Source organism: Caenispirillum salinarum (genome assembly GCF_044803115.1).
GTDB classification, from domain to species: Bacteria; Pseudomonadota; Alphaproteobacteria; order Rhodospirillales; family Rhodospirillaceae; genus Caenispirillum; species Caenispirillum salinarum_A.
Genome location: NZ_CP085224.1, coordinates 4,813,782 through 4,827,277 on the forward strand (window position 1 = coordinate 4,813,782; position 13,496 = coordinate 4,827,277).

At 63.0% G+C, this 13,496-nt stretch carries 8 protein-coding genes and 1 tRNA gene; 7 read left to right on the forward strand and 2 right to left on the reverse strand.

Annotated features, from left to right (window positions below):
• Positions 1-3 precede the first annotated feature (3 nt).
• Complete coding sequence (locus LG334_RS22305) at positions 4-951, reverse strand: N-formylglutamate amidohydrolase (RefSeq protein WP_404381632.1); 948 nt, start codon at positions 949-951, stop codon at positions 4-6.
• Between the two features lie 225 nt (positions 952-1,176).
• Here LG334_RS22305 and LG334_RS22310 point away from each other — a divergent pair.
• Positions 1,177-1,251: transfer RNA gene (locus LG334_RS22310), tRNA-Val, on the forward strand.
• Here the strand turns inward: LG334_RS22310 and LG334_RS22315 are convergent.
• Entirely contained in the window at positions 1,202-2,530 is a 1,329-nt protein-coding gene (locus LG334_RS22315; RefSeq protein WP_404386426.1) for a tyrosine-type recombinase/integrase, read from the reverse strand. The two genes, LG334_RS22310 and LG334_RS22315, sit on opposite strands and share 50 nt — an antisense overlap.
• An 835-nt stretch (positions 2,531-3,365) precedes the next feature.
• Between LG334_RS22315 and LG334_RS22320 the strand changes: the two genes are divergently transcribed.
• The 6 genes from LG334_RS22320 to LG334_RS22345 all read left to right on the forward strand — a co-directional run bounded on the left by LG334_RS22320 (position 3,366) and on the right by LG334_RS22345 (position 13,488).
• Complete coding sequence (locus tag LG334_RS22320) at positions 3,366-4,241, forward strand: ParA family protein (protein WP_404381634.1); 876 nt, start codon at positions 3,366-3,368, stop codon at positions 4,239-4,241.
• Between the two features lie 77 nt (positions 4,242-4,318).
• Positions 4,319-5,116, forward strand: a complete 798-nt coding sequence (locus LG334_RS22325; RefSeq protein WP_404381636.1) for a ParB/RepB/Spo0J family partition protein — start codon at positions 4,319-4,321, stop codon at positions 5,114-5,116.
• 300 nt (positions 5,117-5,416) lie between these two features.
• Positions 5,417-8,461 carry a BPTD_3080 family restriction endonuclease gene (locus LG334_RS22330; protein WP_404381638.1) on the forward strand — a complete coding sequence of 1,015 codons (3,045 nt, stop codon included), beginning with the start codon at positions 5,417-5,419 and terminating at the stop codon, positions 8,459-8,461.
• A 47-nt stretch (positions 8,462-8,508) separates the two neighbouring features.
• Positions 8,509-9,489, forward strand: coding sequence for a hypothetical protein (locus tag LG334_RS22335; protein ID WP_404381640.1), 981 nt, complete (start codon positions 8,509-8,511; stop codon positions 9,487-9,489).
• The gene (locus LG334_RS22340; protein ID WP_404381642.1) at positions 9,489-10,538 is read left to right on the forward strand and encodes a hypothetical protein; all 1,050 of its coding nucleotides are present in this window, start codon (positions 9,489-9,491) and stop codon (positions 10,536-10,538) included. Before LG334_RS22335 ends, LG334_RS22340 begins: the two co-directional genes overlap by 1 nt.
• A 16-nt stretch (positions 10,539-10,554) precedes the next feature.
• Positions 10,555-13,488, forward strand: coding sequence for a site-specific DNA-methyltransferase (locus LG334_RS22345; RefSeq protein WP_404381644.1), 2,934 nt, complete (start codon positions 10,555-10,557; stop codon positions 13,486-13,488).
• Positions 13,489-13,496 lie beyond the last annotated feature (8 nt).

Genomic DNA, 13,496 nt, shown 5'->3' on the forward strand with positions numbered 1-13,496 from the left:
TTCCTACCGCGCCGCCGGCAGCCGCAGGTCCTGGGGCCGGATGCGGGCCAGCGTGTCGACCAGCCGGTTAAGGTCCGCCCGCAGGCCGTCCATGGCGGGCCGGCGGGTAAAGGCGGCTTCGTCCATGTAGAGGCGGCGGTTGATTTCGATCTGCATGGCGTGGACGCCGTGTTCGGGCCGGCCGTAGTGGCGCGTGGTGAAGCCGCCGGCGTAGGGGGCGTTGCGGGTGACGGTGTAGCCGGCGGCCGTCAGCCGCTCCTCCGCCACCGCGGTCATGACGCGGGCGCACGAGATGCCGAAGCAGTCGCCCAGAACCATGTCGGGCGGCGGCGGGCGGTTGGGATCGCCGCCGCCAGACGGCATGGAATGGCAGTCCACGAGCATGCAGTAGCCGAACCGCGCGACCGTCTCGTCGATCAGCCGCCGCAGCGCCCCGTGGTAGGGCCGGTAGAGCGTCTGCACCCGCTTCTCCGCTTCGGCGAAGGACAGCTTGCGGGCATAGATTTCCGCTCCGCTGGCGACCACGCGGGCGATGGTCCCCAGCCCCGCCGCCACGCGGGCGCTGGTCACGTTCACGTGCGCCGGCAGGGGCTCGGCGAACATGGCGGGGTCCAGCTCGTAAGGCTCGCGGTTGGGGTCCAGGTAGGCGCGCGGGTAGAGCGCCTTGACCAGCGGCGCCCCCATGGCCGGTACGTCGGCGAACAGCTCGTCGACGAAACAGTCCTCGGACCGGCGCAACCCGCTGGCATCGAGCCGCGAGGCGGCAAGCAGGTCGGCGGGATAGTTGCGGCCCGAGTGCGGCGAGGCGAACACCATGGGCAGGTGATGGTCGGCCGGCATTTCCACGGCGACGACGCCCGGCACCGACAGCGCGGATGCCGGGCTCGATGGCGTGTCCGGCGCTCCGCGAGGGTCCTGTGGCGCCGGTTCGTCGGGACGGGTTCGGGTCATGGCCGCTAGACTAGCGCACCGACCGCAATGCCGCCATAGCCGGAAGGAGGCGGACGCGCGCGTTTTCAGGAATGGCCTGCGCGGTCCCGGCCCTGTCAAAAAAAGGTCTTGCCAAGGCTGTTCCAGTTCGCTACATAGGCGCCCTCACGACGACGGAGCGCAACGCCCCGGCGTCGGAGACCGGTCCCGCCGGGGCCTGATCCGCAAGGGTTCGGCCGAAGACACGGGCGTGTAGCTCAGCGGGAGAGCACTACGTTGACATCGTAGGGGTCGCTGGTTCAATCCCAGCCACGCCCACCACCGAAACCCCCAGGGAAACCTGGGGGTTTCGTTCGTTCTGGGGAGCGGACGTTTCGCCGTCGGCGAGCCAATCTGCGGTGTTATGCGGTGAAACCTTGCGCGGCACCGGGGCCTTCTTCGTCCGCGGCTTCTTAAGTAGACCGAGCGTCTGCCCCGTCGGCAGCGCGCTCAGGGCCGTCGTCATGGCATCAGTGGACTTTTTCCGGTGATCGGGATGATGATGGGCGTACACTTTCTCCACCATCCGCGTGTCGGAGTGCCCCAGGTAGTCCGCGATCTCCCACAAGGGCACGCCAGCCTGGGCCATCCATGTCGCGGCTGTATGCCGCAGAACATACGGCGTGACGTCGGGGAAGCCGGCACGAGCCATGGCGGTGGCGAACGCCTTCTTGATGGACTTGATCGGCTTGCCGGCCCATTCGACCAAATAGCCGGATGTGCTGCGGCTACACGCCTCCTTGATCAATGCCACCGTGGCGGGATCTTCAATTCGCACGACAGGCCGCTTCTTGTTTGTCTGCTGGCGCCCGAACGGGTTGAGGTGCAGGATCAGAGCATCGCCGGAAACGACAACCTGATCCGTCTTAAGTTCTAGTACGGGGCCTGGACGGCTCGCCGAGGCCAACGCCACCCTAGTAAACACTAGCAAGTGCAGTGTTCTCGGCGTATCGACAGCTTTCATGAGGCTCTCCGCTTCCTCATGCGTCAAAAATCGCGTTCGGCCCTCGATCCCGCCGAGGCTGCCAACCAGCTCGAACTCTCCTATGCCGCCCGCACGGCGGGCAGCCATGAGTGCGGCACGTAGCACCGAAAGCTCCCGATTGATGGTCGCAGGCTTAATCGGGCGGGAGCCTCCCCATCGGCGGTTGCCGGTGCGTAGACGGGCTGTCACGTAGGCTTGCTGCATGTCGAAGCTGATCTGGTGTGGGTCTGCATCGCGGCCGAAATAGCCGATCAAGTGGCGGACCGCAATTCTCGCCTGATCAAGAGAGGGCGCTGCGTCTTTCCTCAGCAGGCTAACGTAGCTGCGAAGAACAGCTTCTAGCGTTGGAGCATCAGTTCTCTTCTCGATCGGTGCACGGCTGGTAGGCGTGTCGCTATCGATCAGGGACGCACAGAAGGTGTCTAGAGCCCTTTCAGCTTCCGCCTGGCTCTTTGTACCGGTACTTCTGTAACGCATTCGCTTCTTGTCGGCGTCGTACCAGACGATGGTCCAGTACTCACTGCCAAAGCGGCGGTCGAGGCGCGGTGCGCCGCGTTCGCTTCTGTATCGGGGCATGTCATCTTCTCCACGTAGCGGTCAAATTGCTGTGTGCTTATTCGGATTTCGCCGAACAACTCGCTGTGCCCGATCGCGCGGTTGCGGACGGCCCGCAACACTGCATCGCGATCAACCTGGCACTCGGCAGCGACCTGATCGATCGTCAACCAGCCGAGAGACATCGCACCCGCCCTAGAGGATGGCCATGTCGGCGAACACGCGAAGCACCCCGCAGCCATAAGGTCGCGGCGTGAAGGATGCAGGAGAGGGAAGCGGCGCGCCCCGTGAAACGGCCGCGCGCAGGAGCAGGTATTTGCTGCGGGGCATTCTCTTCATTCCTCGGCTCAACAACCCAGCCGCAGCGCGTGAAGCCGCGCCAACCTGTTCCACAGGATGACGCCGCTAATGCACGCAAGCAGCGAGGGCCACGGATTAAGTGGCAGTTGAGCCCCGATGAAGAGAGCACTGCGGGGCTCGGTTCGGGCGCTGAAGCCGCTGAGCGGCGTCGTCAGCACACCGAACTAGCCGCCATTTCTGACCGGTCCCGGACCGATCGCTAGCGGCATGATCTTTAGGTAGGTTTCGCCGATCATCGAAGCAAGGGGTAACGCGCCACTGCGGCAGCCGTCCTGCCTGTACTTTCCAACCAGTGACCGAAAAAGCTCCTGCCGAAATGTAGCGGGAGGGCATGGGATGGGTTTGGGCTTGATCGTCAGGCCCACCTACCAGCGATGATGGACCGTAAATCCAGAAGAGAGACCTTTAGCAACTCCCAAAAAATTATCGCCTCCACCTTGTCGACGTTCTGAAAAAAACGTAGTTGAATAAATATCGACAGCAGGAGGAAACTCTTTTGGGAAGTTACGATTACCTTCACAGAGACGACCGAAGCGCGGGCGGAATTATTCATCACGATTTTCGGGCTAAACCCGCGGTTATCGCTGTGGCCAACCAGAAAGGCGGGGTCGGCAAGACGACCACCTCCCTCAATCTCGCCTACGCGCTGTCACAGCGCGGGCTTTCAGTTCTCGTCATCGACCTCGATCCTCAGGCCAACGCGACACTCGCCGGCGGTGTTGATCGCGTTTCGGCCGGCCGGGAGGGGCGAACGATCTACAACGTTCTGCTGCAAGACAGACCGCTCGTCGACATCATCCGGCCGTGCCCGGAACTCGGGTTTTCAATCGCGCCGTCGGGGGCGAATGTCGATGCCGTGGAGCCGGAACTGGCTGGGCGGACCGCCGCAGAGCTTCTGCTGCGGCGCAAGATTGAAGAGTTGGGCCAGCGCTTCGATGCGATCCTCATCGACTGCCCGCCGAATCTGGGAAAACTGACGCTGAACGGCATGCTCGCGGCGCAGTACCTGCTCGTGCCGACCGAAGCGGCTGCATGGTCATTGGCCGGCATTCCACTTCTGCTGACGAACGTCGACCAGGTGCGGCGGCTGTATCGTCACGATCTGCGGCTGCTCGGCATTCTGCCGACGAAAGTGCGCAGCCGCATCCGCCAGGACCGGGAATCGCTTGAAGAGCTCCGACGCGACTACGGCGACGCGACGCACATTTTCCCACCGATCCGCCACACCACGGCTTACGCTGTTTCCGAAGCGGCAGGTTCTGTGACGCTCGCAGACAATCCCACCGGGCCCGGTGTCGACGCCTACCACGCCGTTGCGGACCAGCTCCTTGAAACCATTGAGCGCCGGATTGCGCCACAGGTGGCGTCATGACTCGGCGGCCGGCGAGGCGCGTGTCCGAGCGGATTTCCGGTGAAGCAGCTCGTGCTCTATCGACGGGGATGGTCGCGATGTCGCAGCAGATGAACGTCGTCGAGATACCGGTTGACGACATCACACCAAACCCAGATCAGCCGCGGAAGCTGTTTGACCAAGCAGCCCTGGAGGGGCTCGCGACGTCGATCTTCAAGAGTGGTCTGCTCCAGCCGATCCTCGTCAAGCGGGACCAGAAGACACAAGGCCGCTACATCATCGCTGCGGGAGAACGACGCTGGCGGGCTCACAAGCTGATTGGCAAAGCGACGATCCGCGCGATTTGCGTCTCGGGCGACCTTGACGAGATCGCGGTTGTCGAGAACGCGCAGCGCGTTGATTTGCATGCCGTGGAGCGGGCCATTGCCATCCGGCGGCTGTCCGTGCAGCGCCAGTGTACGGACGAGAGCCTAGCCCAAATGACCGGCGTGAGTCGCACCGAGATCACGAAGCTGATCGCCGTCGGCACGCTGCCGGATGAAATGCTCTCGCGGTTTCTCGCCATGTCGCCCGAGCCGACGAAGTCGGCGCTGTTCGAAGTCGCCATGGCGCCCGCCGAGATACAGCCGGTCTTGGCGGATCTCGTCGCGAAGGGCGCCTCGATCGCAAGTCTTCGCCAAGCTCGAGACCAGCTTGAGCAGGCCGGCGATGCCGTGACGATGGGCGCCCTCGGCCGAAGCGGGTACGACGCCCCGGCGCTGGGGCGGCGGCTCAAGCGCTTGACGACGACGCTTGGCACGATTCGAAGCGAAGGCCGCCCGCTCAGCGATCAGGATCGCGGCCATCTTCTGGCCTTGCGCGCGTCCATCGACGCGGTCCTCAACGACGGCCGTTGAATTTTACAAAGAAACCACGTTCGACGTCGAACACCTCGGGCTGGCGGTGGCTGCGAAAGCCGCGCCGGCCCGAACGGTGTGCAAGAGGGTGCTCCGGCGTTCGTGGACGGTACGGCAGCACGCCGACGTGCTCCGCCTGCGGCCCAGGACAGTCCTCCGAAAGGACGCATCGCCGCAAGCATACAACCCGCGTACAGAAATCTGATGCTTTGCACCCCTTGGCGCTTCCCCCTGCACGGCAAACCACTATAGTGGTACCTACATAAACGGCACAGCGCAGGGTTTTGGAGCGTGGGGGTCATGAGTTCGCCAGACAATCCGATCTTGAATTCGCCCTTTCGCGCCCCCGACAGGCACTGGCAACTCGACAAGACCGGCAACCCCACCGAGATCATCAACACCGGGCGCCGGCGAAGCGAATATTTCGTGCCGATCGCTCAGCCCAAGAAGGTCGGTCAGCAGGGCTCCCTCAGCCTCGACGACCAGGATGCCGAGGGCGGCGCCTTCAGCGCCAACGATCTGATCAACGAGATCCGCGGGCATATTGAACGCTGGCGCTCGCTCCCGCCGTCGCAGTGGGGCGTCACCCACGAAACCGCCAGACTGCTGGATCACTGGCGCGAGGGGCGCATGGCCCGCCGGCCCTTCTTCTGTCAGGTGGAGGCGGTCGAGACAATCATTTGGCTTGAGGAGGTGGCGCCGAAGCAGGGCCAGTTCCGCAGGCTCCGCGAGAAGATCCGCCTGGAAAACGAAGCGGCCAACCCGGGCCTGTTCCGTCTCGCCGCCAAGATGGCGACCGGGTCGGGCAAGACCACGGTCATGGCAATGCTGATCGCGTGGCAAACGGTCAACGCCGCGCGCGGTCGGCGCAACTTCTCCGACGCCTTCCTGATCGTCGCCCCCGGCATCACGATCCGGGACCGCCTGCGAATCCTGCTGCCGAGCGACCCTGAAAACTATTACGAAAAGCAGGACATCGTCCCCGACGACATGATCGGGGACATCCGCAAGGCGCGCATCGTCATCACCAACTACCACGCCTTCGGCCTGCGCCAGACCGTCACGCTGCCCAAATTCAGCAAGGCCCTGCTTCAAGGGCATGGCGAGGCGCCACAGACCCAGGAGACCGAGGGGCAGATGCTTGCCCGGGTGTGCCCGGACCTGCTCAAGCGCAAGAACGTCATCGTCATCAACGACGAGGCGCACCACTGCTATCAGGAGAAGCCCGGAAAGTCCGCCGAGGAAAAGGTGAGCCAGGACGAGCGCGAGGAGACCAAGCGGAACGCCGAGGCGGCCCGCTTGTGGATCAACGGCATCAAGGCCCTGGACACCCTGGTCGGCGTGCGCTCCGTCTACGACCTGTCGGCCACGCCGTTCTTCCTCCGGGGCTCCGGCTACCCGCAGGGCACGCTGTTCCCCTGGGTCGTCTCCGACTTCTCGCTGATGGACGCCATCGAGGCCGGCATCGTCAAGATTCCCCGCGTGCCGATCTCGGACAACTCCCTGAACAAGCCCATGCCTGTGTGGCGGCGGGTTTGGCCGGAGATCAAGGACGAGATGCCGCTCAAGGGGCGCGCCAAGCAGGAGAATCTCGATCCCGAGGCGCTTCCGGAGAAGCTGCTGGGCGCCCTGCACGGCCTCTACGAGCACTACGAGGGCGTTTTCGACAATTGGTCGGTGGTCTTCGGCAAGGCCGGCTCCAACATGCCCCCCGTGTTTATCGTCGTCTGCCAGAACACGAGCCATTCGAAGCTCCTCTACGACTACATCGCGGGCTATGAGCGCGAGGAGAAGACGGCCGCCGGCGAGAGCCGTACGGCCATCGTGAAGGGCAAGTTTCCGCTTTTCAGCAACTACGACGAGGACGGCCGACGTCTGCCGCGCCCGCGGACGCTGTTGATCGACAGCAACGAGCTCGACAGCGGCGGCGCCATGACTGCGGACTTCAAGAAGGTCGCCGGCCCAGAGCTGGAGCTCTTCAAACAAGACGTCGCCCACCGGTATGGCCAGGGCGCCGCGACCAAGCTCTCGGACGAGGATTTGCTGCGCGAGGTCATGAACACCGTCGGCAAGGAGGGCCGCCTCGGCGAGTCGATCCGCTGCGTCGTCTCGGTGTCGATGCTCACGGAAGGCTGGGACACGAACACCGTCACGCACATCCTCGGCGTCCGCGCCTTCGGCACGCCACTGCTGTGTGAGCAGGTCGTCGGGCGGGGGCTGCGGCGGGTGTCCTACGATCCCGACGAAAACGGCATGTTCCGGCCGGAATACGCCAACATCTTCGGCATTCCGTTCTCCTTCGCCCAGGAGTCCTCGGGCCCGACCACCTTCGTGCCACCGAAGCCGACCCGCCGCGTCTTCTCGGTTCCGGATCGGGCCTCCCTGGAGATCACCTTCCCCCGGGTCCAGGGATACCGCATCAAGCTCCCCAGCGACCGCCTGCGCTGGACCTGGGATAAGGATTCCCGGTTCACCCTGAACCCGGAAACCGCCGGTCCCACGCGAGCGGAGGTGGCCGACATCCTGGGCGCCGGCGAGACCATCACGCTCGACAACTACATGAACCAACGCATCAGCACCGTGGCCTACCATGTCGCCGGGCATGCCTTGCGCAATCGCTTCCGCGATCAGGAGGGGAACCTCAAGCCTTACTTGTTCCCCCAGCTGCTGCGGGCGACCCGCGAATGGCTGGAGACGCAGTTGACATGCACCGGCGGCACGAAGCCGGGCCTGTTCCTGTGGAAAGGCCTCGCCGACGAAGCGGCCCTGCGGATCTACAACGCCTGTGTCCGCGGCGGCCTGGGCGACAGCGTCGATGACGAGGACTGGGTCGCTCGCCGGGCCCTTCGGCTGCCGATCATCGACGCTTACAACCCGGAGGGCTCGACGCGCACCGTCGATTTCCAGACGTCCAAGGACAAGCTCTGGACCACGAAAGCGTCGCTCTGTCCTATCAATCTGGTGGTCGGCGACAGCGACTGGGAACTGGGGTTCTGCGAAACCGTCGAGAGCATGCCGCAGGTCCTGGCCTACGCCAAGAACCACGGTCTGGGTTTTGATGTCCCATATGCGGTCGCGGGCGGGGAGCGCCGCTATCGGCCGGATTTCATCGTCCGCATCGACGACGGGCACGGACCCGACGACGCGCTGAACCTGATCGTCGAGATCAAGGGTTATCGCGGCATCGACGCGCAGAACAAGAAGGAGGCCATGGACACCCATTGGGTTCCGGCCGTGAACAACCACGGCGGTTTCGGCCGCTGGGCCTTCCTGGAGATCGGGGACGTCTACCGGGCAAAGGACATGATTGAGACCATGTTGGAGAACCGCCGGCAAGCGGCTTGAGGGGGCCACCCATCCATCGGGAGGGAAGCCGTTCATGAGAGGGGAAGATGGGAAACTACTGTATTCCAGAGCTTTACCCGTTCGCGTACCGCGAACTGGTGCAGATGGTGCGCAAGCATATTGATGACGAAACACCGCCACTCGTCACGTACGGCGGTATGGCATCACGGCTGACAGCCGCACTTGGCCGCCCGGGAGCAAATGTAAACCATCGTCACGTCGGCCGGGTCATCGGGGGGATGATGGAAGCTGTAATCGACCGGTACGGCTCCATCCCTCCCATCAACGTGCTTGTCGTCAACGCCGGGGATGGCCTTCCCGGGGAAGGCGCGCACTGGTTCCTTGAACCCGAATGGTGCCCCAATGACTGGTGGCTCGACGCCAGCAGTGCAGAGAAGAAGGCGTTGATTAAGGACGTCTGGGATGCCTGTAGAGACTTCGCAGACTGGGACCGAATTTCCGGGATGTTCGACGTCGACGCGGCGATGGATCAGTCGTGGGAAAAGCAGTCAGGTTCCAAGGAGCGCGACGGCAAGATCCGTCGGTTGTGCGGAGGCGGACCGGCAGAATCTCTAGAGCATAGGCGCCTAAAGTTTTATTTGAAAGCTCACCCCGAACAATGCGGTGCGCCGGCAGCCAACAGCAAGGGAAGGGTCGAGTACCGCTTCCCGAGCCTGGATGAAGCTGATGTGCGGTTCTCGAGCCGACACCACGTGCGCATCATCGAAGCCAAGTCGCGCATCTCCGACGAAGTGGACCTGAGACGCGGTCTTTACCAGTGCATCAAATACCAGGCGCTGGCGGAAGCGGAGGAAAAAGAAAAAGAAACCGGCCAGAGCGTTACCACGGCCCTTGCCGTCGAAAACTTGAAGCCGCCCCGCGCCATTTCGGACCTGGCTGACATGCTTGGTATCGAGATCCTCCGCGTGGATCGCGATCTTGTCGACGAATGGGGGGACCTCGAAGAGAACGAGGGGTGGCAGCATGACGGCACGGCGAGCGTCACGGTGCTGGAGGCTGTGAAATAATGGCACAAGCTATCGAAACGCCGGAAATATCGGAATTTGCCTTCGGCTACGTCATGACTTTTTCTTTGTCGACCATGCACAATTGGCCGGGCGTAAGTGGGTGGACGCCTCTCTTTGCCCCCTACATGCCAACGCAGATCAAGGAAAAGGTCCTTGGCATTGATGTGGCGCTTTGCTCTCAGTCCACGTCGTTCTGCCTTCAGTACAAGCGCTCCAGAGCAGTGGTGCGCGCCCACGGGAATCTTATTGAACCTGCCTACTGGGATAAGATTGGCGTCCCGATGCCGCTTCAGTATCCGTTCTACCGAGTCCAGTTCAAGGGCAGTGGCGACCGTGAGCAGCGGGAGACGCTGGCCGGGCTGGAGGCCGATTTTTCGGCTTGGCCCGACATCGTCGTCGCCTATGCCGCCCCGTGCTTCCATACATACAAGGAACTCGACCAGGTCTATCGCCAGGGAATGCACTATCCCCTGAACGGCAATTCGGCACCTCGGTCGGCGGCTGTCATGTTCAAGGCTTCCGACTTCGACCTGCCTGACGGGGAAGATCATCACATCAGCTTCGACGGCATTCACCCGTTCGGCTTTCGTCATTCTGAGGAAGTAAAGACACTCGGAGTGTCCAAAATTGCTGAGTTGGCACAGGTAGAACGGGGCCGTCTGGCTGAGCGGGCGCCGATCCTCCGCAAGGTCCTGGACAGATACGCCACGAAGAAGCGCTTCGGCCAGGTTCGTTCGGAGATGACGCTCTCCGACATCCTCAGGTTCTTCGGATACAATCCCATAGGCCGGCGCCCGGCGCCTGACGAGCTGAGCCTGTTCTTGTCACGCGGTCTTGAAAGTACAGATGTCGACCTGACGGACGACGAGGCGGCTGTTGCCGCTCGGTTTCGTTCCCTGCTTCAGCAGCCAGTGGGGTTCTTCTCAGGCGCCGATGTTGGAGGAGAAACGCCCCGTTCAATCCTCGACGTCATCACGGATCTCTTTGTCGCCGATCAGCGCGCCATCCAGTTGATCGGTTCGCCCATCCTCACCCGCGTTACATCCTGACCCGCCTAGGTGCATCATGGCTCGCACTCCCAAGCCCCCCAAGTCCGCCGCGTCCTCCTCCGTCGCCGTTGAAGCCCTGCGGCATCGGGAGGCCAAGCGGAAGCACATTCCCACGGCCGAGATGGAAGCGCTCGTCGCTGATGCGGAGGGCGCGCCAACGCCCGTGCAGGTGCGGGCCCCGCGGGAGCCGGGGGAGGCAGCCAAGGCGCGCAATCCCGATCTTGATCCACAACTCGTCTGGCGGGGCAAGGAGACGCAGGACGCGGACGGCCTGACCGTCGATGCCGTCCCCGTCTACATCCAGGAGAAGATCCACCCCCAGGCCATCATCGACGACCTGCGCCGCCGCTCCGCCGCAGCCCGGCGGGAGCGGGAGCAGCAGGAGAAGGATTACGTCCCCGACCTGTTCTCCGACTTCAACGGACTGCCGGAGGACAAGGAAGCGGAGATCGAGTTCTACGAACACGACGCCAACTGGACCAACCGCATGATCCTCGGCGACAGCCTGCTGGTCATGACGTCGCTGGCGGAGAAGGAGGCTCTGAAGGGCCAGGTCCAGTGCATCTACTTCGATCCGCCCTATGGCATCAAGTTCAACAGCAACTGGCAGCCCTCCACCAAGACTCGCGACGTGCAGGACGGCAAGGTCGCCCACATGAGCCGCGAGCCCGAGATGGTGCGCGCCTTCCGCGACACCTGGAAGGAGGGCATCCACTCCTACCTTGCCTATCTGCGTGACCGCCTGATCGTGGCCCGTGACCTGCTGACCGAGAGCGGCAGCATTTTTGTACAGATCGGCGACGAGAACGTGCATCTGGTGCGGGCGCTGATGGACGAGGTGTTTGGGCGCGATAATTTTATTTCCATGATTACCTTCGTAACAACTTCATCATTTAGCTCTTCGTTCTTGAGCAGCGTTGAAAATTACGTGCTCTGGTTTGGAAAGGATCGCTCCGCAGCTAAGTTTCGGCCTCTCTTTGATATCAGGAAACCTGGCATTGACGAGGCTGGACGCTATTCCCGGATTGAAGAAGCCGACGGCACACGCCGCTTTATGACTTCCGATGAGCGGCAAGATCCCGACAAAATCGCGCCGGATGCACGCGTCTACCGTAATGACAATATCTTCTCTCAGGGACGGGCAAAGGAACCTCAGCCCTACCGGTTTGGCGGTATCGTATTCGACCCTTGGAAAAAAAATTCACACTGGAAGGCGAGCCACCCAGAAGGAATCGCCCGACTGGATAAGGCGTCCCGCCTTACGCTGCCATCCAAGAATTCAATTTCTTACGTAAGATACCAAAAAGATTCTATGGTCCTGCCCAAGTCCAACATTTGGACGGATACGCAGACAGGCGCCTTCACAGATGAAAAGCTGTACGTAGTTCAGACTAATGCGAAGGTGATCGAACGCTGTATCCTCATGGCCTCCGATCCAGGCGACCTCGTCCTCGACCCGACCTGTGGCTCCGGCACGACAGCCTATGTCGCCGAGCAGTGGGGGCGTCGCTGGATTACCGTCGATACATCCCGCGTTGCCCTCGCCCTGGCACGTCAGCGGCTCATGTCGGGCCGCTTCGCCTCCTATCTCTTGCAGGACAGCGAAGAGGGGGCGCATCGCGAGGCCGAGTTGACCGGCAAGCCGCCCAAGGAGGGGCCTTTCGGACGCTCCATTCGCCAGGGGCTCGTCTATGAGCGTGTTCCGCACATCATGCTCAAAGATATCGCGAACAACGCCGAGATCGATGTCATCTGGGAGAAGCACCAGGCCGTGCTCGACCCGCTGCGGGACAAGCTGAACGCCGCCCTCGATCAGGCGTGGGAGGAATGGGAGGTGCCGCGCGAGCTCGGCGCCGACTGGTCCGCCGAGGCCAAGCGCCTGCATGGTGAGTGGTGGGAAGGCCGGCGCGCCCGGCAGGCGGAGATCGACGCCTCCATCGCCCGCAATGCCGAAACGGAATACCTCTACGACCGGCCCTACGAGGACAAGAGCAAGATCCGCGTCACCGGGCCATTCACCGTCGAGAGCCTGTCGCCCCATCGCATTCTGGCGCCCGACGAGGACGACGACGAGATCCTCCAGGCACTGGAGGAGGATGCCTCCGACGCTGGTAAGCCTCTGCCGCCCCGCACCCGCTCCGCCCGCCGGCCCGACGAGACGGCGCGCGGCGAGGATGACTTCGTGCGCGTGGTGCTCGACAACCTCAAGAAGGCCGGCGTCCAGAACACCAAGAAGGGCGAGAAGCTGGTCTTCACCGAGCTGAAGCCCTGGTCCGGCGGCCACTTCCTTCACCTCGAAGGCCACTATGAGGAGGCCGGCAAGGATCGGCGCGTGGCGGTGTTCATCGGGCCGGAGTACGGGACGGTCTCCAAAGGCATGGTGCGGCGCGCGGCGAAGGAGGCCATGGACTCAGCCTTCCACACGCTGATCGTCTGCGGCTTCGCCTTCGAGCCCCAGGTCAACGAGGACTCGCTGTCGCGCTTCCCCGGCCTGACGGTGCTGAAGGCGCGCATGAACGCCGATCTGCACATGTCAGACGAACTGCGCAACACCGGCGCCGGCAACCTCTTCGTCGTCTTCGGCGAGCCCGACATTGCGGTGCGCGACGTCGGCGGTGGGAAGGCGGAAGTGGAGATCATGGGCGTCGACATCTTCGACCCGACGACGGGCGAGGTGCGGTCGAGCTCCCTGGACGACATCGCATGCTGGTTCGTCGACACCGACTACGATGGCCAGAGCTTCTTCGTCCGCCACGCCTATTTCCTGGGCGGGAACGACCCCTACAAGAAGCTCAAGACCACCCTGAAGGCCGAGATCGACGAGGACGCCTGGGCGACGCTCTACAGCGCCGTCAGTCGCCCCTTCGAAAAGCCCTCCAGCCGGCGGATCGCCGTGAAGGTGATCAACCACTACGGCGATGAAGTGATGAAAGTCTACGACGTGCCCTGAAGACGCGG

Coding starts and splice junctions, on each gene's coding strand:
- LG334_RS22315 (WP_404386426.1), bottom strand. CDS start 2,530: ATGCCCCGATACAGAAGCGAACGCGGCGCACCGCGCCTCGACCGCCGC.
- LG334_RS22305 (WP_404381632.1), bottom strand. CDS start 951: ATGACCCGAACCCGTCCCGACGAACCGGCGCCACAGGACCCTCGCGGA.
- LG334_RS22340 (WP_404381642.1), top strand. CDS start 9,489: ATGGCACAAGCTATCGAAACGCCGGAAATATCGGAATTTGCCTTCGGC.
- LG334_RS22335 (WP_404381640.1), top strand. CDS start 8,509: ATGGGAAACTACTGTATTCCAGAGCTTTACCCGTTCGCGTACCGCGAA.
- LG334_RS22325 (WP_404381636.1), top strand. CDS start 4,319: ATGTCGCAGCAGATGAACGTCGTCGAGATACCGGTTGACGACATCACA.
- LG334_RS22345 (WP_404381644.1), top strand. CDS start 10,555: ATGGCTCGCACTCCCAAGCCCCCCAAGTCCGCCGCGTCCTCCTCCGTC.
- LG334_RS22330 (WP_404381638.1), top strand. CDS start 5,417: ATGAGTTCGCCAGACAATCCGATCTTGAATTCGCCCTTTCGCGCCCCC.